The sequence below is a fragment of the Pseudomonas citronellolis genome (assembly GCF_900112375.1).
GTDB classification, from domain to species: domain Bacteria; phylum Pseudomonadota; class Gammaproteobacteria; order Pseudomonadales; family Pseudomonadaceae; genus Pseudomonas; species Pseudomonas citronellolis.
Map to the genome: position 1 here is coordinate 49,840 of NZ_FOLS01000002.1, position 22,277 is coordinate 72,116.

The following is a 22,277-nucleotide window of genomic DNA, read 5'->3' on the forward strand; positions in this document are numbered from 1 at the left end:
GCCATTTTGCTTTCCGTTCACCGCCGGGGCGATGACCGAGAATCTGGAGCGGGAAACGAGACTCGAACTCGCGACCCCGACCTTGGCAAGGTCGTGCTCTACCAACTGAGCTATTCCCGCAATGGCGTCCCCTAGGGGACTCGAACCCCTGTTACCGCCGTGAAAGGGCGGTGTCCTAGGCCACTAGACGAAGGGGACGCGGCCCGGAACTTACAACATTCTTTCCGGCTTCTTCGCTCTGCCTTTCGGCTTTCGCGTCGAAGTGGCGCGCATTCTATGGAGCCTTTGGAGGGGCGTCAACCCTTCCGGAAAAAATTTTTTAAATCAAAGACTTCTGGTCAAATTTTGCGCCGCCGCTATGACCGGTGTCAGCGAGCCATTACACTCGGGAAAAATCCTTCAGGGAGTTTCCAAGGTGTCGCCACTCGTCATCACCGCCCTGGTCGTCGCCGGCATCGTCATTCTGATCGCCATCGTCTTCATCAACCAGCAGTTGGAAAACCGCAAGCTGGAGAAGGCCCGGGAGAAGGCCGACCTGCAGGATCGCTTCCGCCGCTGCGGCGCCATCGCCGAGAGCCTGCCCGGTCAGTTCATCTCCGCGGACCTCAAGCTGCTGCTCAGCCGTTTCGAACTCAGCCTGGGCGAGCGCCTGCTCAAGCTGGAAAAAACGCCCCAGGTCGCCGAGCGCGTCGCCGAACTCAACCGCCTGGTAAGCCAGGGCAGCGCCATGGAAGTGCGCAACGCCCCGCAGTTGATCCTCACCGAAGCCAAGGCCAAGGAAGTCCGCTTCCTTTTCGAGGGCCTGCACGCCCAGATCAACCGCTTCGCCCAGGATGGCCTGCTGCCGCGCAACGACGCCCAGCGCTGGCTGAAGGAAATCCGCCACCTGCTCACCCAGCTGCATATAGAGTTCTTCACCAACATCGGCCAGCAGGCGCTGCAGCAGAACCAGCCCCGCCAGGCCCGCCTGGCCTTCGAGCGCGGCGTGCAGTACCTGCAGAAGCAGGCCGACCTCGGCCGCTACCAGGCCCAGTTGAAGCAACTGGAACAACAGCTCGAACGCGCCAACGCCCTGGTCCTGGAAAGCAGCAAGCCCTCCGCCGAGGAAAACACCGAGCTGACCGAAGGCCTGAAGGCGCTGGACGAAGACGACATCTGGAAGAAGAAGAATCTCTACGACTGAGGAGACCCGCATGAGCCTGACCCTCTACGGCGCCGCCCTATCCCCCTTCGTCCGCAAGGCCCGCCTGTGCCTGGCGGAGAAGGGCCTGGACTACCAGCTGGAGAACGTCGACCCGTTCAACCAGCCGGACTGGTACGCCGACCTCAACCCGCTGCGACGCATCCCCGCCCTGCGCGACGGCGACGTCACCCTGGCCGACTCCAGCGTCATCTGCCACTACCTGGACGACCGCGATCCCCAGGCCACGCCCCTGTGCGGCGGTAACGCCCTGGCCCGCGCGCGGATCAACTGGCTGGAAAAATACGCCGACTACGAAGTGGCGCCCCTGGCCACCTTCACCGTGTTCCGCAACCGCCTGCTCAAGCCGCTGCTGGGCAAGCCGTGCGACGAGGCGGCGGTAGAGGCCGCGCTGCAGGAGAAACTGCCGCCGCACTTCGACTACCTGGAAGGCTGCCTGGGCGGAGCCGAGTATTTCGTCGACGACCGCTTCAGCCTGGCGGACATCGCCGTGGCCAGCCAACTGGTGAACATGCGCCACGGCGGGGAAGTATTGGATGCCGGGCGCTGGCCGCGTCTGGCCGCGCACTTCCAGCGCATGCTGCAGCGCCCTGCCCTGCAAGCGGTTCTCGAGGGTGAACAGCGGGTCGTCGAGAAGATTCGCACACGCATCGCCCAGGCGCCGGCCTGAATAGAAAGACGCCGTCGGTCGGAGCACGGCGTACATCCCCCGTAGGAGTGGACCTTGTCCGCGATAGCCGGAGGTATCGGCGCGGTTCGCGGATGAGATCCGCTCCTACGCCGCCCCACCCGCGCCATTCCCTTGTAGGAGCGCGCCCTGCGCGCGATTTCGCGGGCAGGGCCCGCTACTACAGGTGCGGGGAAACGCCGTGCCTCACGGAACGCATAGGGGCACGGAATCGAGCGAGCAGGCCTGCGGCCCCCTTACCCTAACCCTCTCCCAGAGGGAGAGGGGACCGTTCGGAGTGCGTTGGTGTTTCGGCGTTAGCCGGCTAGCACAGGGATCGCCGGCTGAAACCAGGTCTCCTCTCGGCACGGATTAGCCCCCTCTCCCTCCGGGAGAGGGCTGGGGTGAGGGGAAAGCCCGAGCACCGACGTCATTCCCCTGTAGGAGCGCGCCCTGCGCGCGATTTCGCGGGCAGGGCCCGCTCCTACAATTCGTGCCTCAGCAATCGGTCAGGCGCAGGAAGATCTCGGCCAGGCGCTCGATGCCGGCCTGGTCCTCGGCGCTGAAGCGGCCGATGCTCGGGCTGTCCAGATCGAGCACGCCGATCAGCCGGCCGTCCTTGACCAGCGGCACCACCAGCTCGCTGTTGGAGGCACTGTCGCAGGCGATGTGCCCGGGGAAGGCGTGCACGTCTTCCACCCGCTGCGTCTGGCGGGTGCGCGCCGCGGCGCCGCACACACCCTTGGCGAAGGGAATACGCACGCAGGCCACCTTGCCCTGGAACGGGCCCAGCACCAGTTCCTCGTCCTTGTTCAGGTAGAAACCGGCCCAGTTCAGGTCGCCCAGTTCGTGGAACAGCAAGGCGGCGAACTGCGAGGCGTTGGCGATGAAGTCGCGCTCGTCGGCGAACAGCGCTTCGGCCTGCGCCGCCAGCAGCGCGTAGCCACCCAGCCCGGCGCCGGTCTGTTGCAGGTCGATCATGGTTCTTCTCCTTCGAGCAATTGACGGCCCACCCACTGGCGGGCGAATTGATAGGCGCAGCGGCCGTTGCGGTTGCCGCGGCCGAGGGCCCAGCGGATGGCTTCCTTCTCCAGCGGCTCGTCCCAGGTGAAGGCCAGCCCCGAACGGCCGGCCAGCACTTCCACCCAGTGCCGCACCACGTCCAGGAAGTGCTCCTGGGTGAAGGGGTAGAACGACAGCCACAGGCCGAAACGGTCGGACAGGGCGATCTTGTCCTCCACCGCCTCGCTGGGGTGCAGCTCGCCGTCGACCATCTTCCAGTTCTCGTTGTCGCTCTGCTTCTCCGAGACCAGGTGGCGGCGGTTCGAGGTGGCGTACAGCAGGACGTTGTCCGGAGCCTGCTCCAGCGAGCCGTCGAGCACGCTCTTGAGCACCCGGTAGTCGCCCTCGCCGGCGTCGAACGAGAGGTCGTCGCAGAACAGCACGAAGCGCTGCGGCAGGCCGTGCAACTGCTCCACCACCCGCGGCAGGTCGGCCAGGTGGTCGCGCTCGATCTCGATCAGGCGCAGGCCGTCGCCGGCCAGCTCGGCCAGCAGCGCGCGCACCAGCGAGGACTTGCCGGTGCCGCGAGCGCCCCACAGCAAGGCGTGGTTGGCCGGCCTGCCGGCGACGAACTGGCGGGTGTTGCGGGCCAGTTGTTCGCGCTGCTTGTCGACGCCGAGCAGGTCGTCCAGGCGCAGGTCGAGGCTCACCTGCAGCGCCTGCAGGTAGCCGCTGCGGCCATCGCGGTGCCAGCGGGCGGCCAGGCAGCGCTGCCAGTCGATGGGCTCGCGCAGCGCCGGGAGCAACGGCTCCAGCCGGGCCAGCACGCTTTCGGCGCGGGCCAGGAAATCATTCAGACGGGAATCCACGGCTTTCTCCCAGGGATCTTCAGCGTACGGAGGCTGAGGTTCGGTCATGTCACATGGATGGCATCGCCTCTGCCGACAGCCTGCCGGCTTGGGCTATGCTACGCGCCTGGAAAGCATTCTCGAGGCGAAGTACCGCACCTCATGGATATTGCGCTCACCCATCGCCTCTCGTTCAAGCAGGCCAGCCTGACGGTGCTGGTCGCCTTCATCCTCGGCACCCTGCTCAGCCTCATCCAGGTGGGCGTCGATTATGCCAGCCAGGACGCCTCCATCAACCGCGAAGTACGCGCCCTGCTGGACGTCAGCCACAACCCGGCGGCGCGCATCGCCTACAACATCGACGCCGAACTGGCCCAGGAACTGGTGGTGGGCCTGCTGCGCTCGCCGGCGGTGATTCGCGCGGAAATCATCGACAGCGCCGACGTGGCCCTGGCCAGCGCCGGCCGGCCGCCGGCGGAAAGCCGCCTGCGCCCGCTCAGCGACTTCCTCTTCGGGCACATGCGCGTCTACGAGGAGCCGCTGTATATAGAGCACCAACCCAAGGAATCCCTCGGCGTGCTGCGCCTGGAGATCGACACCTTCGTCTTCGGCAACGACTTCCTGCGCCGCGCCGGCATGACGCTGATCTCCGGCTTCGTCCGCAGCCTGCTGCTGTCGCTGATCCTCCTGGTGCTGTTCTACGGCCTGCTGACCAAGCCACTGGTGAGCCTGATCGAAGTGCTCGCCCGCCACGACCCACGCTCGCCCACACGCCTGCGCCTGCCCTGCCCCAGCGGCCACGAGCGCGACGAGATCGGCGTGCTGGTGGAGGTGACCAACCGCCAGCTCAGCCACATCGCCGTGGAGATGGAACAGCGCCGCGAGGCCGAGGACCGCCTGACCCGCTACCTGGCCGAGTTGGAGAACATAGTGGCGGCGCGCACCGCCGAGCTGAAGGCGGCCAACGCCCGCCTGACGCAGTCCAACCAGCAACTGGAGCGCGCCCGCCTCAACGCCCTGGACATGGCCCAGGCCCGCGCCACCTTCCTGGCCAACATGAGCCACGAGATCCGCACCCCGCTCAACGGCCTGCTGGGCATGCTCGGCCTGGCCCTGGACGGCCCGCTGAGCCCGGAACAGCGCCAGCAGCTGTCCATCGCCCACGACTCGGGCAAGGTGCTGGTGGACCTGCTCAACGACGTGCTCGACCTGTCCAAGTTCGAGTCCGGCCAACTGGAGCTGGAGAAAATCCCCTTCGACCTCGCCACCCTGGTGGAGGACACCGCCAGCCTGCTGTCACAGAACGCCGCCCCGGCGGTGGAGCTGACCTGCCTGGTCAGCCCCGACTTGCCTGCACAGCTGGAAGGCGACCCGACGCGGGTGCGGCAGATCGTCAGCAACCTGCTGTCCAACGCCCTCAAGTTCACCCGCCTGGGCCGCGTCGACCTGCGCGTCGAACCCTGGGAGGACGGCGTGCGCATCAGCGTCCGCGACACCGGCATCGGCATCGCCGCCGACGCCCTGCAGCGCATCTTCCAGCCCTTCACCCAGGCCGACGCCGGCATCACCCGCCAGTTCGGCGGCACCGGCCTGGGCCTGGCGCTGACGCGCAAGCTGTGCGAGGCCATGCAAGGCGAACTGAGCGTCAGCTCGCAACCGGGCCTGGGCAGCGAGTTCGCCGCGACCCTGCCGCTACACGCCCTGGGCCCCGCGCAAACGCTGGAGCCGTTGAGCGGCAAGGTGGTGGCGCAGTGCCCGGCCGGCAGCGGCCTGGCCGAACTGCTGCAGACCTGGCTGCCGCGCTGGGGCCTGGACTACCGGCGCCTGGACACCGACGCCAGCCTGCTGGGCGTGGAGCTGGACGTGTTGCTGTCCGACTGCCCGGACTGCCTGGTCGGCCTGCGCCAACATCTCAAGGACCGCCCGGTGCTGCTGGTCACCGCCTACGGCAGCTTCGTCGAAGCCGAACTGGCGCAGCAGTTGGCGCCCCTGCGCCAGCTGGCCCGCCCGCTCAGCCGCGCCACCCTGCACCAGGCCCTGCAGCAGGCCCTCCGCCGCCCGGCCACACCGGCCCAGCGTCAGTTGCCGGGCGAGGCCCCGGAGCAGTTCGCCGCGCGCGTGCTGCTGGTGGAAGACAACCCGGTCAACCAACTGGTGGCCAGGGGCCTGCTGCAGAAGCTCGGCTGCCGGGTGAGGGTCGCCGCGGATGGCCAGGAGGCCCTGGATGCCCTGGCCGAGGAAGACTTCGAGCTCGTGCTGATGGACTGCAACATGCCGGTGATGGACGGCTACGAGGCGACCCGCCGGATTCGCCAGGCGCCGCGCTGGAAGGATCTGCCGGTGATCGCCCTGACCGCCAACGCCTTGCCCGACGAGCGCGAGCGCTGCCGCCTGGCCGGCATGGACGACTACCTGGCCAAGCCCTTCCACCGCGACGAGATGGCGGCGATGCTGGAGCGCTGGGCGCAGCCCCGGCTGGATGCCTGAGGCCGGCGGCGCCTTACGGCTCCAGCGCCAGCAGTTGCCCGAGCAGGTCGTCCAGGCGTCCGCGCAGCTCATCCATCGCATTGAGGTCCAGGCCGCTGGCACACAGCAGCGCCTCGCGCAGCGGCGCCACCTTCTCGCGCAAGGCAATGCCCTCCCCGCTCAGGCCCAGGTGCACCTCGCGCTCGTCCTGCCGCGCCCGCCGGCGCTGCACCAGGCCGAGCTGCTCCAGGCGCTTGAGCAGCGGCGTCAGGGTGCCGGAGTCGAGCATCAGGCGTTCGCCCAGGGCCTTCACGGTCGGCTGCGCGGGCGGTTTGTCCTGCCATTCCCACAGCACCAGCATCACCAGGTACTGCGGGTAGGTCAGGCCGAGCGCATCGAGCATCGGCCGGTAGCCGCGGATGATCGCCCGCGAGGCGGCGTACAGGCGGAAGCACAACTGGTTGTCCAGCAGCAGCGCCTGTTCCGGTTCACGGCGGCTCATCGCAGCAGCGCTTCGATCTCGGCGGCGAGTTCCTCCGGCTTGGTCAGCGGGGCGAAGCGCTTGACCTGGCTGCCGTCGCGGCTGACCAGGAACTTGGTGAAGTTCCACTTGATGCCCTGGCTGCCCAGCACGCCCGGCGCGCGCTTCTTCAACTGCACGTAGAGCGGGTGGGCGCCGGCGCCGTTGACGTCGATCTTCTTGAACAGCGGGAAGCTGACGCCGAAGTTCAGCTCGCAGAACTGCGAGATCTCGCCTTCGTCGCCCGGCTCCTGCTTGCCGAACTGGTTGCAGGGGAAGCCCAGCACCACCAGGCCCTTGTCGCGGTACTTCTCCCACAGCGCCTCCAGGCCCTTGTACTGCGGGGTGAAGCCACACTGGCTGGCGGTGTTCACCACCAGCAGGGCCTTGCCGCCGAAATCGGCCAGGGTCTTCTGCTCGCCCTTGATGGTCGTGCAGGGGATATCCAGCAATGCGTCGCTCATGGAACCGGCTCCAGGAAAGTGGGAGCGATCAAGATAGCCCGCAATTAAATTGCACACAATTTATTTATATCGAAAAAAGGCCCGCCGACGACCGGCGGGCCTTGCGTCACTCAAGCCCCGTCGCGCGGCACCAGCTTCAGCGACGCCGAGTTGATGCAGTAGCGCAGCCCGGTCGGCCGCGGCCCGTCGGGGAACACGTGGCCCAGGTGGGCTTCGCAGGCTGCGCAGCGCACCTCGATGCGGTGCATGCCATGGCTGAAGTCTTCCAGCTCGGCGATGGCCTGCTTCGACACCGGCTGGAAGTAGCTCGGCCAGCCGCTGCCGGAATCGTACTTGGCGTCCGAGTCGAACAGCGCCGCGCCGCAGCACACGCAGTGGTAGATGCCGGGGGTCTTGGTCGCGTAGTACTCGCCGGTGAAGGCACGCTCGGTGCCGCCCAGGCGGCAGATGTGGAACTGCTGTTCGTCGAGCTCCTCGCGCCAGCTTTCCAGGGGCTTCTCGATCTTTTCCATCGCTGTACCTCGCAAGCTTGAAAAAAGCCCGTCCGCGCCCTTTCGCGGGAAACGGGCCGCACGTATGATGCGTGACGTCATCGTTGGATGCAGAATCTGCCGCACAAGGGATCATTGACGATAAAAAAGCCTTTTTATGGGCTTTTTTTCGTTCGTTTCTCCGTTAACCAGGCGTTTTTTCAGTTTCACCGCCAGGACGCGCGACATTCCGCACCTCGTATAGACGCCAGTCTGTCACCCGCGTTACAGCCTGCCAAGCCAGGGCCGGAGCGCGGGAACCTTCATTTCGGGAACGCCACATCATGCAGGTCAGCAAATCGAACAAGCTCGCCAACGTCTGCTACGACATCCGCGGGCCGGTGCTCAAGCACGCCAAACGCCTGGAAGAGGAAGGCCATCGCATCCTCAAGCTGAACATCGGCAACCCGGCGCCGTTCGGTTTCGAAGCCCCTGACGAAATCCTCCAGGACGTCATCCGCAACCTGCCCACGGCCCAGGGCTACAGCGACTCCAAGGGCCTGTTCAGCGCGCGCAAGGCGGTGATGCAGTATTACCAGCAGAAGCAGGTGGAAGGCGTCGGCATCGAGGACATCTACCTGGGCAACGGCGTCTCCGAGCTGATCGTCATGGCCCTGCAGGCGCTGCTCAACAACGGCGACGAGGTGCTGATCCCGGCGCCCGACTACCCGCTGTGGACCGCCTCGGTGTCGCTGGCCGGCGGCAAGCCGGTGCATTACCTGTGCGACGAGCAGTCCAACTGGTTCCCCGACATCGCCGACATGAAGGCGAAGATCACCAGCAACACCAAGGCGCTGGTGCTGATCAACCCGAACAACCCCACCGGCGCGGTCTACTCGAAGGAAGTGCTGCTGGACATCGTCGAACTGGCGCGCCAGCACAACCTGGTGATCTTCTCCGACGAGATCTACGACAAGATCCTCTACGACGAGGCCGTGCACATCTCCACCGCCTCCCTGGCGCCGGACGTGCTCTGCCTGACCTTCAACGGCCTGTCCAAGGCCTACCGGGTGGCCGGCTTCCGCTCCGGCTGGATCGCCATCTCCGGGCCCAAGCACAAGGCCCAGAGCTACATCGAGGGCCTGGACATCCTGGCCAACATGCGCCTGTGCGCCAACGTGCCGAGCCAGCACGCGATCCAGACCGCCCTGGGCGGCTACCAGAGCATCAACGACCTGGTGCTGCCCGGCGGCCGCCTGCTGGAACAGCGCAACCGCGCCTGGGAGCTGCTCAACGACATCCCCGGGGTCAGCTGCGTCAAGCCCATGGGCGCGCTCTACGCCTTCCCGCGCATCGACCCCAAGGTCTGCCCGATCCACAACGACGAGAAGTTCGTCCTCGACCTGCTGCTTTCCGAAAAGCTGCTGATCGTCCAGGGCACCGCCTTCAACTGGCCGTGGCCGGACCATTTCCGCGTGGTCACCCTGCCCCGCGTCGACGACCTGGAGCAGGCCATCGGACGCATCGGCAGCTTCCTCGGCAGCTATCGTCAGTAACCATGGACCTGCAGATAGACGACTTCTACAAGGACGCCGCCGCTGGGATGCTCCTGCTCTACCAGGCCTTCCCGCGCAAGATCGCCCTGTACGTGGAAGACCTCATCGGCCGTGAGGAGCACGACGAGTTCGGCCTGCCCAGCAAGCGTCACCAGGCCTGCCTGGGCGCGCTGCTGTGGCTGGCCGAGGAAGGCTACCTGCGCTACGACAGTTGCATCCGCCACGAAGCCCTGGACCAGGCCGTGCTCAGCGAAAAAGGCTTCCTGCGCCTGAGCCGCGCCCTGCCCCACGGCGCCGACGACGCGCAACTGCCCGCCAGCGTGCGGCGCCAGCAGGCCACCCTCGCGCAGCAACTGCGCGACGCGCTGGCCGATGCGCACAGCGAACGCATCTCGCGCCTGGCCCGGCTACTCTTCGAATGTGCTGGCGTGGAAAAAGAGACATAGTTTGAAATAGTCCCCACGTTGAATCGCCTAGGGGCCGACCGTATATACCCCGCATAATCCAGCCCGGCCCCGGAGCGCGCACGCCCGGGGCACCGGCGCGCCCCTGCGCGCCGTGCGCCCAAGTCGCGAGGAGAAGTCTTACCCATGATGCGCATCCTGCTGTTCCTGGCCACCAACCTGGCGGTCGTGCTCGTCGCCAGCATCACCCTGAGCCTGCTCGGCTTCAACGGGGTCATGGCCGCCAACGGCGTCGACCTCAACCTGCAAGCGCTGCTGGTCTACTGTGCCGTCTTCGGCTTCGCCGGCTCGATCATCTCGCTGTTCCTGTCCAAGTGGATGGCCAAGACCACCACCGGCACGGAAATCATCAGCCAGCCGCGCACCCGCCACGAGCAGTGGCTGCTGCAGACCGTCGAGCAGCTCTCGCGCGAAGCCGGCATCAAGATGCCCGAGGTGGGGATCTTCCCGGCCTACGAGGCCAACGCCTTCGCCACCGGCTGGAACCGCAACGACGCCCTGGTGGCCGTCAGCCAGGGCCTGCTCGAGCGCTTCTCGCCGGATGAAGTGCGCGCGGTGCTCGCCCACGAGATCGGTCACGTGGCCAATGGCGACATGGTCACCCTGGCGCTGATCCAGGGCGTGGTGAACACCTTCGTCATGTTCTTCGCGCGCATCTTCGGCAACTTCGTCGACAAGGCGGTGTTCAAGACCGAGGAAGGCCGCGGCCCGGCCTACTACATCGCGACCATAGTCGCGGAACTGGTGCTGGGCATCCTCGCCAGCATCATCGTCATGTGGTTCTCGCGCCGCCGCGAGTTCCGCGCCGACGCCGCCGGCGCCCACCTGGCCGGCAGCAATGCGATGATCGCCGCGCTGCAGCGCCTGCGCGCCGAGCAGGGCGTGCCGGTGCACATGCCCGACAGCCTGACCGCCTTCGGCATCAACGGCGGCCTCAAGCACGGCCTCGCCGGCCTGTTCATGAGCCACCCGCCGTTGGAAGAACGCATCGAGGCGCTGCGCAACGCGCGCTGATGAAACAAGGGCGGCCCCAGGGCCGCCCTTCTTCTTTCAGTCCAGGTGCAACCGGAACACCACTTCTTCCAGGCGCTGCACCCCGCGGTCGAGGAACTTCCAGTTCTCGCCCAACACGTCCAGGCGCTCCAGCTCCACGACCTGCCACTGCGCGAAGCGCTCCCTCACTTCATCCGCCAGCACCGCGAACGGCGGCCCGGACATCTGCTCCTGAGAGTATTCCAGGGTGACCAGCAGGCCATCCAGCGGCCGCGGCAGGATGGCGGACAGGTGCCGCGCGTAGTCCTCGCGCATGTCCGGCGGCAAGGCGATGAGCGCGGCGCGGTCGTAGAGCGCCTGGCAATCGGCCAGATGTTCGGCCGTCAGGTCGAAGAAGTCGCCCTGGAGGATTTCCACGGCGCCATGCCGATAACAGCACAGCGCGCCCCGCTGCTCCACTTCGGGCTGCCAGCCCTGCTCGGCGAAGAAATCCTTCACCGCACGCTCGGCCAGTTCCACCCCCAGCACCCGGTAGCCCTGCTCCGCCAGCCAGACCAGGTCACGCGACTTGCCGCACAGCGGCACCAGCACGCGCGCGCCCCTCGGCAAGGCCAGCGCCTGCCAGTGACGAACGAGGTAGGGGTTGACCTCGGCGAGGTGGAAACCGATTTCGTTGCGCGACCAGCGCGCCTGCCAGAAGTCTTCGTGCATGGGCTCCATTCCTGCTGCGGTGCAGGCCGGATTGCCTGCACGGAATCGGCGGAGCGGCTCCGCCGGATGCCCATGATCGCCCAGCCGGGCGTCTGCCGCTAGCGACCGCGCAGCAACGCCGGCCGCAGCGGCCAGTGCAGCCAGCCATGGCGTTCGGCCTGCTCGCGCTGCTCGACCACCCCCAGGCTCACCCGCCCCGCACGGATGCGGCGGACGATGAGTTCGGTACCGTCGGCGAGCACGAAACGATCGCCTTCCCGAAGGATCAGCTCTTGCCTGAAGGCTTGCATGGATGGAACCTCGAACGCTGGAAACGACGACTGCACTGCGGGGCGCGCAGTATCCTCGCCCCCGCTCCTCCGCCAAAGAGACGCAGGCCGCAACTTGCTGTGGCTCTTTTCCGAGAATAGTTGGCTTTGCGACGCAGCCGGCAAAAACACCTCGGCAACCGCCACCACCCAGAACAGTCATGGGTTGGAGCGGCCAGTGGCCATCCAGGTTCCACCCGACCGTCGGCTCGGACACAGCCTAGCGGAATCGAATTAACGGATAGTTATGGTCGAAAACCTATACTGGATTTCGATTTATCCCAGCGGGAACATAACGCCATTCCCTGGAGGTGTTTCATGCTCCCTACCCTGTTCATATCCCACGGCTCCCCCATGCTGGCGCTGGAACCCGGTGCCAGTGCGGCGCCACTCAAGCGCCTGGCCAGCGAACTGCCCCGGCCGAAGGCGATCCTGGTGGTATCGGCGCACTGGGAAACGCCGGACCTGCGCGTCACCGCCAATCCCCAGCCGGAGACCTGGCACGACTTCTACGGTTTCCCCCGCGCCCTCTACGAGGTCCAGTACCCCGCGCCCGGCGCCCCGGAACTGGCCCAACGCGTCGTCGAACTGCTGGCCAGCCAGAACATCCCGGCCAGCCTGGACGTCGAGCGGCCACTGGACCACGGCGCCTGGGTGCCGCTGAGCCTGATGTACCCGGCCGCGGACATCCCGGTGCTGCAGCTGTCGCTGCCCAGCCGCCTCGGTCCGCGCCTGCAGGACCACGTCGGCAAGGCCCTGCGCCAGTTGCGCGAGGAAGGCATCCTGCTCATCGGCTCGGGCAGCATCACCCACAACCTCGGCGAACTGGACTGGCACGCCGGCCCCGACGTGGTCGAACCCTGGGCCCGGGCCTTCCGCGACTGGATCGTCGAGAAGCTGGCGAGCAACGACGAAGCCGCGCTTTTCGACTATCGCCAGCAGGCGCCGTCGGCAACGCGAAACCACCCCAGCGACGAACACCTGCTGCCGCTGTACTTCGCCCGCGGCGCCGGCGGCCCCGCCATACACGTCGAGCACGCCGGCTTCACCCTGGGCGCGCTCGGGATGGATATCTACCGCTTCGGTTGAGTCTCGCCACGACGGGAAGGATGGGGCAGTCCATGCGGCTATGGCGATGGGTATCGCTTCGCTCAACCCATCCTACGTAGCGGCCCCGTGGGGCGCATAGCACCTGCGGCGTTATCCGCTGATCGACTTACGGGTGGGAATGCCGGGCTTCAAGGCACCCTGTAGGAGCGGGCCCTGCCCGCGATTTCGCGCGCAGGGCGCGCTCCTACATTGAAATGGCGTGGGTGGGCGCGCCGGGGGGTTCTGGCTATCGCGGACAAGGTCCGCTCCGTTGCAGACGAGCACGGCTTCTCGTAGGAGCGAGCTTGCTCGCGAACAGACTCCGCTGCGGGGCTCATTCGCGAGCAAGAACTAGGCGTCCCCCTCGATCCTACGAAGAGCAATCTTGGCGAGGGCGCAGGGCGCGCTCCTACATGGGGATGGCATCGGTATGCGGCGGATACAAAAAAGGCGGAGCAGGTCACCCTGCTCCGCCTTTTCTCACAGCCGATGGATCAGTACTTCTCGACCTCGGCCTTGTCGCTCAGTTGACGACGGAAGGCGGCGAAGTCTTCCTGGCCGCTGCGCGAGGCGAGGAACTGGCGATACATGGCCTTCTCCTGGTCGCTCAGGGTGGCGCTCGGCTCGCTGACGCCGTTCAGGCGGATCAGCACGTAGTCGCCATTGCCCAGGGTCACGCCGGCGAAGGTCGGTTGCTCGGCCTTGGCCGGGCGCGCCATGCGGAACACTTCCTGGAGCAGCTGCGGATCGACGCCGTCCTGGCCACGGGAAGCGGCTTCCACCACTTTCCAGGTCTGGCCGCTCTGGGCCTGGGCCAGCGGCGTCTTGCCGTCGCGCAGGCCTGCCAGCAGGGCTTCGCCCTGTGCCTTGGCGGCATCGGCGGCATGCTGGTGCTGCAGCACTTCGCGGATGGAAGCGGTCACTTCCTCCAGGGTCTGCTGCTGCGGCTTGTGGTGCTCCTTGACGCGCAGCACCACCACGGTGTCCGGATCCAGCTCGATGGCGCCACTGTTGGCGCCATCCTCCAGCACCTCGGTGCTGAAGGCAGCCTGGACGACCTGGCGGTTGGCGGCGACGCCCTCGCCGCCCTCGCGGCCGAAGGGCTTGCTGGTCTCGACCTTCAGGCCCAGTTCCTGGGCCGGTTGGGCCAGGTCGGAGGCTTCGTAGGCGGAGCTTTCCAGCTGCTTGGTGGCGTCGACGAAGCGCTGCTCCACCAGTTGGCTCTTCAGGTCCTGTTCCAGCTTCGGCTTCAGGCTGGCGAAGCTCGGGACTTCCGGCGCCTGCACGCCCATCAGCTTGATCAGGTGCCAGCCGTACTGGGTACGCACCGGCTCCGACACATCGCCCTTGGCCTTCAGGCCGTAGAGCGCGTCCTCGAAGGCCGGATCGTAGACGCCACGGCCGGCATAGCCCAGGTCACCGCCGTTGTTGGCGGAGCCGACGTCGTTGGATTCCTCCTTGGCCAGCTTGGCGAAGTCCTCGCCCTTGGCCAGGCGCGCCTTGATCTCTTCGATCTTGGCCTTGGCCTGTGCATCGGTCTGCTTGGCGTTGACCTCGACGAGAATGTGCGCGGCGTCGCGCTGCTCGGAGAGACCGGCGATTTCCTTCTGGTACTGGGCCTGCAGGTCCTCGTCCTTGGCGACGACCTGGTTGAAGAAGGACGACTTCTTCAGCTCGATGTAGTCGATCACCACCTGGTCCGGGCTCATGAACTCGGCCTTGTGGGCGTCGTAGTAGGCCTTGATGTCGGCGTCCTCGACCTTGGCCTTGGCCGGATCGGCCTTGAAAGTCAGGGTGGCGAAGTCGCGGGTCTGCTTCTCCAGGCGGGCGAAGGCCTGCAGCTCGTTGTCGGTGACGAAGCCGGAGCCGGCGATGCCGGCGCGCAGTTGGCCGATGAGCATTTCCTGCTCGAGCATCTGGCGGAACTGCATGCGGGTGTAGCCGTTCTGGCGCAGCGCCTGGTCGAACTTGTCGGCGTTGAACTTGCCGTCGACCAGGAATTCGGGAGTCTGCAGGATCAGTTGGTCGACCTGCTGCTGGGTGAAGGCGAACTTGTCGTTCTGTGCGGCCTGGAGCAGCAGCTTGCGCTCGATCAGGCCCTTGAGTGCGGCGTCCTTGAGCAGCTTGTCGTCCAGGGTCGAGGCGTCGAAGTCCTTGCCCAGGCGCTGCTGCAGCTGGCGGCGCTGCATTTCCTGAGCCTGCTGCAGCTCGGGGATGCTGATGTCATCGCCATTGACCTTGGCAGCGACATTCTCATGATGGGTAGCCCGGATGATGGCATCGAAACCGGTCAGCGCCATCAGCACGACGATGACACCGATGATGGTCTTGGCGATCCAGCCCTGGGAATTGTCCCTGATGTTTTGCAGCATGCGGCCCCCAAAAGCGGCCACGCACCTGCCGTCAGTGTCGGCGAGGCGTGGGTATTTAAGATGCGGATATGAGAAAGGCGCATCCGAGGATGCGCCTTCTCGCAACTGGCGGAGCTAGCGGGCTAGGCCCGCGACCCCCGGCGATGCGGGATGGTAACCCATCCCGAGCGCCGCTCCGCGGCCGATCCGACGCTAGGTCGGACCGGACAGGTCAAGTCCAGAAAGACGCTTAGTTGACAGCATCCTTCAGGGCTTTACCGGCTTTGAAGCCCGGGATCTTAGCGGCAGCGATCTTGATCGGCTTGCCGGTTTGCGGGTTGCGACCGGTGCGGGCAGCACGCTCTTTGACAGCGAAGGTGCCGAAGCCAACCAGTACGACGGAGTCACCCGCCTTCAGGGCGCCAGTGACGGACTCGATTACCGCGTCCAGAGCGCGACCGGCAACAGCTTTCGGGATATCAGCAGATGCGGCAATTGCATCGATCAGTTCCGACTTGTTCACTCTAAGTCCCCTTATTTCTGTTGAGTATGTTTCTATGTGTTAGGTGTAAGCAAAAGCAGGTGCTGGTTTGCCAACTGACAAAGCAAGTGCCGCTTTATAACAAGGGCCCAAAAACAGTGTCAAGAAAGCCCCCCGGCTAATGCGTGCTGATTCGCTCCTTGGAATCAGACTCGCGTTTTTCATCCTTTGCAACCATCTCGGGAGCCGCATCGGGCAAGGGCTCCGGCGTGTATTGCAGCGCAATTTGCAGGACCTCGTCAATCCATTTAACCGGTTTAATAACGAGATCTGCCTTAATGTTATCCGGAATTTCCTTGAGATCACGGACATTTTCTTCGGGGATGATCACGGTTTTGATTCCCCCGCGGTGGGCCGCCAGAAGTTTTTCCTTGAGCCCGCCGATGGCCAGCACCTGGCCGCGCAGGGTGATCTCGCCGGTCATGGCGACGTCCGCGCGCACCGGGATCTGGGTGATCGCCGAGACCAGCGCGGTGCACATGCCGATGCCGGCGCTGGGGCCGTCCTTGGGCGTGGCGCCTTCCGGAACGTGGATATGGATATCGTGTTTTTCGTGGAAGTCCGCCGGAATTCCCAGACTTTTCGCACGACTACGAACGACGGTCAGCGCAGCGGTAATGGACTCCGCCATCACGTCGCCCAGCGAACCGGTCTTGGTCAGCGCGCCCTTGCCGGGGACGATGGCCGACTCGATGGTCAGTAGTTCGCCGCCCACCTGGGTCCAGGCCAGCCCGGTGACCTGGCCGATCTGGTCCTGCTGCTCGGCAAGGCCATAGCGGAACTTGCGCACGCCCAGGTAGTTCTCCAGGGTCTCGGTGGTGACCTTGGCCTCGATGCGCTTGGCCCTGGCCCCCTCCTTCACCGCCTTGCGGCAGACCTTGGCGATCTGCCGCTCCAGGCTGCGCACGCCCGCCTCGCGGGTGTAGTAGCGGATGATGTCGCGGATGGCCGCTTCGTCGAAGGTCAGCTCGCCCTTCTTGAGACCATTGGCCGCAGTCTGCTTCGGTACAAGATATTTCGAGGCGATGTTGACCTTCTCGTCCTCGGTGTAGCCCGGCAGGCGGATGACTTCCATGCGGTCCAGCAGCGGGGCCGGGATGTTCATGGAGTTGGCGGTGCAGAGGAACATCACGTCCGAGAGGTCGTAGTCGACTTCCAGGTAGTGGTCGTTGAAGTTGTGGTTCTGCTCCGGGTCCAGTACCTCCAGCAGCGCCGAGGCCGGGTCGCCGCGCATGTCGCTGCCCATCTTGTCGATCTCGTCGAGCAGGAACAGCGGGTTGCGCACGCCCACCTTGGTCATCTTCTGGATCAGGCGGCCGGGCATGGAGCCGATGTAGGTACGGCGGTGGCCGCGGATCTCGGCCTCGTCACGCACGCCGCCCAGGGCCATGCGCACGAACTTGCGGTTGGTGGCGCGGGCGATGGACTCGGCCAGCGAGGTCTTGCCCACGCCGGGCGGGCCGACCAGGCAGAGCACCGGGCCCTTGACCTTCTTCACACGCTTCTGCACGGCGAGGTATTCGAGGATGCGTTCCTTGACCTCTTCCAGACCGTAGTGGTCGGTGTCGAGGATGTCCTCGGCCTTGTCCAGGTCGTGGCGCACCTTGCTCTCGGCCTTCCACGGCACGTTCACCAGCCAGTCGATGTACGAGCGCACCACGGTGGCCTCGGCGGACATCGGCGACATCTGCTTGAGCTTGTTCAGCTCGGCATTGGCCTTGGTCAGCGCCTCCTTGGTCAGGCCGGCGGCGTCGATGCGCTTCTTCAGCTCCTCGACCTCGTTGTGGCCCTCGTCGATGTCGCCCAGCTCCTTCTGGATGGCCTTCATCTGTTCGTTCAGGTAGTACTCGCGCTGGCTGCGCTCCATCTGCTTCTTCACGCGGCCGCGGATGCGCTTCTCGACCTGCAGCAGGTCGATCTCGGCATCCAGCATGGCCAGCACGTGCTCGACGCGGGCGGCCAGCTCGGTGATTTCGAGGATTTCCTGCTTCTGCTCGATCTTCAGGGCCATGTGCGCGGCCATGGTGTCGACTAGGCGGCCCGGCTCGTCGATGCTGTTCAGCGACGACAGCACTTCCGCCGGCACCTTCTTGCCCAGTTGCACGTACTGCTCGAACTGGCTCAGCAGGCTGCGGATGAAGACCTCGGACTCGCGCTCGCCGACCGGCGCCTCGTCGATGATCGAGACTTCGGCGCGGCAATGGGCGTCTTCGTCGATGAAACGCTCGACATGGCCACGCTGCTCGCCCTCCACCAGGACCTTCACGGTGCCGTCGGGCAGCTTCAGCAGTTGCAGCACGGTGGCCACGGTGCCCATGCGGTACAGGCCGTCTTCGCCCGGGTCGTCGTCGGCGGGGTTCTTCTGCGCCAGCAGGAGGATCTGCTTGTCGCTGGTCATCGCGGCCTCCAGGGCCTCGATGGATTTCTCGCGCCCCACGAACAGGGGGATGACCATGTGCGGATAGACCACTACGTCACGCAGGGGAAGCAGGGGCAACTCGACGAGTGTTTTCATGATATTCGGCTCTACAGCGGCACTTGGCCAAAAAAGATGGGGTTAGACCCTTGGGCCTAAGATGGGGTTAGGCCAGGGAAAAAACAAGCGCGGTAGACGGGAAGGAAAAAGGGGGCCCGAAGGCCCCCTTTTCTTTATGCCTCAGGCGCAGCCTTGGCAGGCTGCTCGCTGTTCTCGTAGATCAGCAGTGGCTGGGACGAGCCGTCGATGACGCTCTCGTCGATGACCACCTTGCTGACCTCGGTCTGCGAGGGGATTTCGTACATGGTGTCGAGCAGGATGCCTTCGAGGATCGAACGCAGGCCGCGGGCGCCGGTCTTGCGCTCCAGGGCCCTGCGGGCGACGGCCTTGAGGGCGTCCGGGCGGAACTCCAGGTCCACGCCTTCCATCTCGAACAGCCGGGCGTACTGCTTGGTGAGGGCGTTCTTCGGCTCGGTGAGGATCTGCATCAGCGCCGCCTCGTCGAGCTCGTCGAGGGTGGCGATGATCGGCAGACGGCCGACGAACTCCGGGATCAGGCCGAACTTGACCAGGTCTTCGGGCTCAACTTCGCGCAGGGCCTCGCCAACCTTCTTGCCCATCTCCTGGCTGCGCACTTCGGCGCTGAAGCCGATGCCGCCCTTGGTGGAACGGTTCTGGATGACCTTTTCCAGGCCGGCGAACGCGCCACCGCAGATGAACAGGATGTTGCGGGTATCGACCTGCAGGAACTCCTGCTGCGGGTGCTTGCGGCCGCCCTGGGGCGGAACCGAGGCGACGGTGCCTTCGATCAGCTTCAGCAGGGCCTGCTGCACACCTTCGCCGGACACGTCACGGGTGATGGACGGGTTGTCCGACTTGCGCGAGATCTTGTCGATCTCGTCGATGTAGACGATGCCCATCTGGGCCTTCTCTACGTCGTAGTCGCACTTCTGCAGGAGCTTCTGGATGATGTTCTCGACGTCCTCGCCCACGTAGCCGGCTTCGGTCAGGGTGGTGGCGTCGGCGATGGTGAAAGGCACGTTCAGCAGGCGCGCGAGGGTCTCGGCGAGCAGCGTCTTGCCCGAGCCGGTCGGCCCGATCAGCAGGATGTTGCTCTTGCCCAGCTCGACATCGTCCTTGCGGTCGCGCTGATTCAGGCGCTTGTAGTGGTTGTAGACCGCTACCGCCAGGGTTTTCTTGGCACGTTCCTGACCGATCACGTACTGATCGAGGATGGAACGGATCTCTTTCGGCGCCGGAAGCTTGTGCGCGCTACTCTCCGCCTGTGCTTCCTGCACCTCCTCGCGGATGATGTCGTTGCACAGGTCGACGCACTCGTCGCAGATAAAGACCGAGGGGCCGGCAATCAACTTGCGCACTTCGTGCTGGCTCTTGCCGCAGAAGGAGCAATACAGCAGCTTGCCGTTGTCCTCGCCGTTGCGGGTGTCAGTCATTAGATCGTTCCAGTCGGATAGGCTTGAAACACAAGATGAAGGCAAATGCGGGCATTTTCAAGCCCGCGAAACGGCCGGTCGCCCGGCCGTGTTCGAGCGGAAAGACTCAGGCGGCCGAGGGGCGCTGAGTGTAAACCTGATCGATCAGACCATATTGCACCGCTTCCTCGCCGCTCATGAAGCGGTCGCGGTCGGTGTCGCGGGCGATGACGTCCAGCGGCTGGCCGGTGTGGTGCGCCAGCACCTGGTTCAGGCGCTCCTTGATGAAGAGGATTTCCTTGGCGTGGATCTCGATGTCCGAGGCCTGGCCCTGGAAGCCGCCCAGCGGCTGGTGGATCATCATCCGCGAGTGCGGCAGGCAGTAGCGCTTGCCGGCGGCACCGCCCGCCAGGAGCAGTGCGCCCATGCTGCAGGCCTGGCCGACGCAGATGGTCGACACGTCCGGCTTGATGAACTGCATGGTGTCGTAGATCGACATGCCGGCAGTCACCGAACCGCCCGGCGAGTTGATGTACAGGTGGATGTCCTTGTCCGGGTTCTCGGCTTCGAGGAACAGCAGCTGGGCCACCACCAGGTTGGCCATGTAGTCCTCGACCTGGCCGACCAGGAAGATGATCCGCTCCTTCAGCAGGCGCGAATAGATGTCGTAGGAACGCTCACCGCGGGCGGACTGCTCCACCACCATCGGCACCAGGCCACCGGCGGCCTGGATGTTCGGAACTTGCGGCATGAAGGTATTCGGCATGTCCGACGATCACTCCCTAATGAAATAGATATGTCTCAAAGACATAAGCCAGCCCGAGGGCTGGCTTATGACGATCGAACGAAGGGTTGGATCAGGCCGCTACAGGAGCTTCAGCAGGCTTGACCGCGTCTTCGTAGGATACCTGCTTATCGGTCACTTTGGCCTTCTGCAGGACAGTATCTACAACTTGTTCTTCCAGTACAACCGAGCGCACTTCGTTCAACTGCTGGTCGTTCTTGTAGTACCAGGCGACCACTTGCTCGGGCTCCTGGTAGGCCGAGGCCATCTCTTCGATCATCTCGCGAACACGGGCTTCGTCGGCCTTCAGCTCGTGCTGCTTGACCAGCTCGGCGACGATCAGCCCCAGGACCACGCGGCGCTTGGCCTGCTCTTCGAACAGTTCGGCCGGCAGTTGCTCGGGCTTGATGTTGCCGCCGAACTGCTGGACGGCCTGCACGCGCAGACGGTTCACTTCGTTGCCGATCAGGGCCTTGGGCACTTCGATCGGGTTGGCGGTCACCAGACCTTCCATCACCTGGTTCTTCACCTTGGACTTGATGGCCTGGCGCAGCTCGCGCTCCATGTTCTTGCGCACTTCGGCGCGGAAGCCTTCCAGGGTGCTTTCCTTGATGCCGAACAGGGCGAAGAACTCTTCGGTCAGTTCCGGCAGCTTGGGCTCGCTGACAGTGTTCACGGTGACGGTGAACTCGGCGGCCTTGCCGGCCAGATCGAGGTTCTGGTAGTCCTCGGGGAAGCTCAGGTTGAGCACGCGCTCTTCACCGGCCTTGGCGCCGACCAGGCCTTCTTCGAAGCCCGGGATCATGCGGCCGGAGCCCAGCACCAGCAGGGTGCCCTTGGCCGAACCGCCGGCGAAGGCTTCGCCGTCGATCTTGCCGACGAAGTCGATGTTCAACTGGTCGTCGTTCTGCGCGGCGCGCTCGACGGCCTCGAAGCGGGTGTTCTGCTTGCGCAGGATTTCCAGCATGTTGTCGACGTCGGCGTCGGCCACGTCGGCCTGCAGGCGCTCGACCTCGATGCCGTCGAAGCCGGCAACCTGGAATTCCGGGAAGACTTCGAAGGTGGCCACGTATTCCAGGCCCTTCTCCTTCTCGAACACTTTCGGCTCGACGGACGGAGCGCCAGCCGGGTTCAGCTTCTGCTCGACCACGGCTTCGTAGAAGGTTTCCTGGATCAGGTCACCGAGGGCTTCCTGACGAGCGGCGGCTTCGTAGCGCTGGCGGATCACGCTCATCGGCACCTTGCCGGGACGGAAGCCGGGAACCTTGGCGCGACGAGCGGTCTGCTGCAGACGCTTGTTGACTTCGGTCTCGATGCGCTCGGCCGGCACGCCAACGGTCATGCGGCGCTCAAGAGCGGAGGTGCTTTCAACGGAAACTTGCATGGATATTCCTCGTGGCACAGACGTAAGCCGGTCCTTCCGGCTCCCAGAATCAAGGGCAAGCATTCTAGTCACAAGAAATGCAGAAGTCACCCAGGCTGAAAGCGGCGGAAATACTCGGGCTGCGAGAGCTTCTGGAAAAGAATGGTGCGGACGGAGAGACTCGAACTCTCACAGCTTGCGCCACCGGAACCTAAATCCGGCGTGTCTACCAATTTCACCACGTCCGCAGGGAACCGCAGAAACGAAAACGCCAGGCTCGGGGCCTGGCGCTTCGGAATATGGGGTGGACGATGGGAATCGAACCCACGACACCAGGAGCCACAATCCTGTGCTCTACCAACTGAGCTACGCCCACCATATTACATGCTTCACCGAACGCCAGTATGGCGCACCCGGCAGGACTCGAACCTGCGACCATCCGCTTAGAAGGCGGATGCTCTATCCAGCTGAGCTACGGGCGCTTTAGTGGCTGCAACCCTTGCTAAGCAGATCAGTGGAAACCACTGAACCGGTTTGCACTGCCTTGGCTTTCTTGCTTCAGGCTGTGCT

20 protein-coding genes and 5 tRNA genes are annotated in these 22,277 nt (G+C 65.0%); 7 read left to right on the forward strand and 18 right to left on the reverse strand.

Going from position 1 to position 22,277, the window contains the following annotated elements; all coding sequences use genetic code 11:
* Positions 1-44: 44 nt before the first annotated feature.
* Together BM060_RS02000 and BM060_RS02005 are read right to left on the reverse strand one after the other, a co-directional pair.
* Positions 45-120: transfer RNA gene (locus tag BM060_RS02000), tRNA-Gly, on the reverse strand.
* A gap of 2 nt (positions 121-122) precedes the next feature.
* A tRNA-Glu gene (locus tag BM060_RS02005) sits at positions 123-198 on the reverse strand.
* A 217-nt stretch (positions 199-415) separates the two neighbouring features.
* Here BM060_RS02005 and BM060_RS02010 point away from each other — a divergent pair.
* Both BM060_RS02010 and BM060_RS02015 read left to right on the forward strand, forming a co-directional pair.
* Positions 416-1,183 (forward strand): hypothetical protein, encoded by a 768-nt coding sequence (locus BM060_RS02010; protein ID WP_074976889.1) that lies wholly within the window; start codon positions 416-418, stop codon positions 1,181-1,183.
* A gap of 10 nt (positions 1,184-1,193) precedes the next feature.
* A complete protein-coding gene (locus BM060_RS02015) occupies positions 1,194-1,871 on the forward strand; it encodes a glutathione S-transferase family protein (RefSeq protein WP_074976891.1) in 678 nt (225 codons plus the stop codon).
* Positions 1,872-2,366: 495 nt separating this feature from the next.
* Here BM060_RS02015 and msrC read toward each other — a convergent pair whose 3' ends face one another.
* Together msrC and BM060_RS02025 are read right to left on the reverse strand one after the other, a co-directional pair.
* Complete coding sequence (gene msrC, locus BM060_RS02020; protein ID WP_009623401.1) at positions 2,367-2,849, reverse strand: free L-methionine (R)-S-oxide reductase MsrC; 483 nt, start codon at positions 2,847-2,849, stop codon at positions 2,367-2,369.
* The gene (locus BM060_RS02025; RefSeq protein WP_009623402.1) at positions 2,846-3,739 is read right to left on the reverse strand and encodes an ATP-binding protein; all 894 of its coding nucleotides are present in this window, start codon (positions 3,737-3,739) and stop codon (positions 2,846-2,848) included. Before BM060_RS02025 ends, msrC begins: the two co-directional genes overlap by 4 nt.
* Before the next feature lie 141 nt (positions 3,740-3,880).
* On the opposite strand from BM060_RS02025, the gene BM060_RS02030 reads away from it, so the two are divergent.
* Entirely contained in the window at positions 3,881-6,205 is a 2,325-nt protein-coding gene (locus tag BM060_RS02030) for a hybrid sensor histidine kinase/response regulator (RefSeq protein ID WP_074976893.1), read from the forward strand.
* 13 nt (positions 6,206-6,218) lie between these two features.
* Here BM060_RS02030 and BM060_RS02035 read toward each other — a convergent pair whose 3' ends face one another.
* From BM060_RS02035 to msrB, 3 genes are all read right to left on the reverse strand, one after another.
* Complete coding sequence (locus BM060_RS02035) at positions 6,219-6,686, reverse strand: MarR family winged helix-turn-helix transcriptional regulator (protein ID WP_043267141.1); 468 nt, start codon at positions 6,684-6,686, stop codon at positions 6,219-6,221.
* Complete coding sequence (locus tag BM060_RS02040) at positions 6,683-7,168, reverse strand: glutathione peroxidase (RefSeq protein WP_074976895.1); 486 nt, start codon at positions 7,166-7,168, stop codon at positions 6,683-6,685. Before BM060_RS02040 ends, BM060_RS02035 begins: the two co-directional genes overlap by 4 nt.
* 110 nt (positions 7,169-7,278) lie before the next feature.
* Positions 7,279-7,680, reverse strand: coding sequence for a peptide-methionine (R)-S-oxide reductase MsrB (gene msrB, locus BM060_RS02045; RefSeq protein WP_043267144.1), 402 nt, complete (start codon positions 7,678-7,680; stop codon positions 7,279-7,281).
* Between the two features lie 302 nt (positions 7,681-7,982).
* Here msrB and BM060_RS02050 point away from each other — a divergent pair, with 302 nt between their 5' ends.
* The 3 genes from BM060_RS02050 (at position 7,983) to htpX (ending at position 10,672) form a co-directional block, all read left to right on the forward strand.
* Entirely contained in the window at positions 7,983-9,194 is a 1,212-nt protein-coding gene (locus BM060_RS02050) for a pyridoxal phosphate-dependent aminotransferase (protein ID WP_069866431.1), read from the forward strand.
* A 2-nt stretch (positions 9,195-9,196) separates the two neighbouring features.
* Complete coding sequence (locus BM060_RS02055) at positions 9,197-9,640, forward strand: hypothetical protein (protein WP_074976897.1); 444 nt, start codon at positions 9,197-9,199, stop codon at positions 9,638-9,640.
* Between the two features lie 144 nt (positions 9,641-9,784).
* Positions 9,785-10,672, forward strand: a complete 888-nt coding sequence (gene htpX, locus BM060_RS02060) for a protease HtpX (RefSeq protein ID WP_009623413.1) — start codon at positions 9,785-9,787, stop codon at positions 10,670-10,672.
* A 36-nt stretch (positions 10,673-10,708) separates the two neighbouring features.
* On the opposite strand, the gene BM060_RS02065 is transcribed toward htpX, so the two are convergent.
* Together BM060_RS02065 and BM060_RS02070 are read right to left on the reverse strand one after the other, a co-directional pair.
* On the reverse strand, positions 10,709-11,362 hold the full coding sequence (locus tag BM060_RS02065; protein WP_074976899.1) for a thiopurine S-methyltransferase: 654 nt from the start codon (positions 11,360-11,362) through the stop codon (positions 10,709-10,711).
* 98 nt (positions 11,363-11,460) lie between these two features.
* Positions 11,461-11,652, reverse strand: coding sequence for a hypothetical protein (locus BM060_RS02070; RefSeq protein ID WP_074976901.1), 192 nt, complete (start codon positions 11,650-11,652; stop codon positions 11,461-11,463).
* Between the two features lie 336 nt (positions 11,653-11,988).
* Between BM060_RS02070 and BM060_RS02075 the strand changes: the two genes are divergently transcribed.
* Positions 11,989-12,759: a DODA-type extradiol aromatic ring-opening family dioxygenase gene (locus BM060_RS02075; RefSeq protein ID WP_074976903.1), complete on the forward strand. Its 771-nt coding sequence runs from the start codon at positions 11,989-11,991 to the stop codon at positions 12,757-12,759.
* A gap of 494 nt (positions 12,760-13,253) precedes the next feature.
* On the opposite strand, the gene BM060_RS02080 is transcribed toward BM060_RS02075, so the two are convergent.
* The 9 genes from BM060_RS02080 to BM060_RS02120 all read right to left on the reverse strand — a co-directional run bounded on the left by BM060_RS02080 (position 13,254) and on the right by BM060_RS02120 (position 22,189).
* Positions 13,254-15,131 (reverse strand): SurA N-terminal domain-containing protein, encoded by a 1,878-nt coding sequence (locus BM060_RS02080; protein ID WP_074976905.1) that lies wholly within the window; start codon positions 15,129-15,131, stop codon positions 13,254-13,256.
* 229 nt (positions 15,132-15,360) lie between these two features.
* The gene (hupB, locus tag BM060_RS02085) at positions 15,361-15,633 is read right to left on the reverse strand and encodes a nucleoid-associated protein HU-beta (RefSeq protein WP_003087931.1); all 273 of its coding nucleotides are present in this window, start codon (positions 15,631-15,633) and stop codon (positions 15,361-15,363) included.
* Positions 15,634-15,769: 136 nt separating this feature from the next.
* On the reverse strand, positions 15,770-18,166 hold the full coding sequence (gene lon, locus BM060_RS02090) for an endopeptidase La (protein ID WP_069866442.1): 2,397 nt from the start codon (positions 18,164-18,166) through the stop codon (positions 15,770-15,772).
* Between the two features lie 134 nt (positions 18,167-18,300).
* Positions 18,301-19,581, reverse strand: a complete 1,281-nt coding sequence (gene clpX, locus BM060_RS02095; RefSeq protein WP_009623458.1) for an ATP-dependent Clp protease ATP-binding subunit ClpX — start codon at positions 19,579-19,581, stop codon at positions 18,301-18,303.
* 106 nt (positions 19,582-19,687) lie between these two features.
* Positions 19,688-20,326: an ATP-dependent Clp endopeptidase proteolytic subunit ClpP gene (gene clpP / locus BM060_RS02100; RefSeq protein ID WP_009623460.1), complete on the reverse strand. Its 639-nt coding sequence runs from the start codon at positions 20,324-20,326 to the stop codon at positions 19,688-19,690.
* A gap of 91 nt (positions 20,327-20,417) precedes the next feature.
* Entirely contained in the window at positions 20,418-21,728 is a 1,311-nt protein-coding gene (tig, locus tag BM060_RS02105; protein ID WP_074976907.1) for a trigger factor, read from the reverse strand.
* 142 nt (positions 21,729-21,870) lie between these two features.
* A tRNA-Leu gene (locus BM060_RS02110) sits at positions 21,871-21,955 on the reverse strand.
* A 52-nt stretch (positions 21,956-22,007) separates the two neighbouring features.
* Positions 22,008-22,083, reverse strand: a tRNA-His gene (locus BM060_RS02115).
* Positions 22,084-22,112: 29 nt separating this feature from the next.
* Positions 22,113-22,189: transfer RNA gene (locus BM060_RS02120), tRNA-Arg, on the reverse strand.
* Positions 22,190-22,277: the final 88 nt, after the last annotated feature.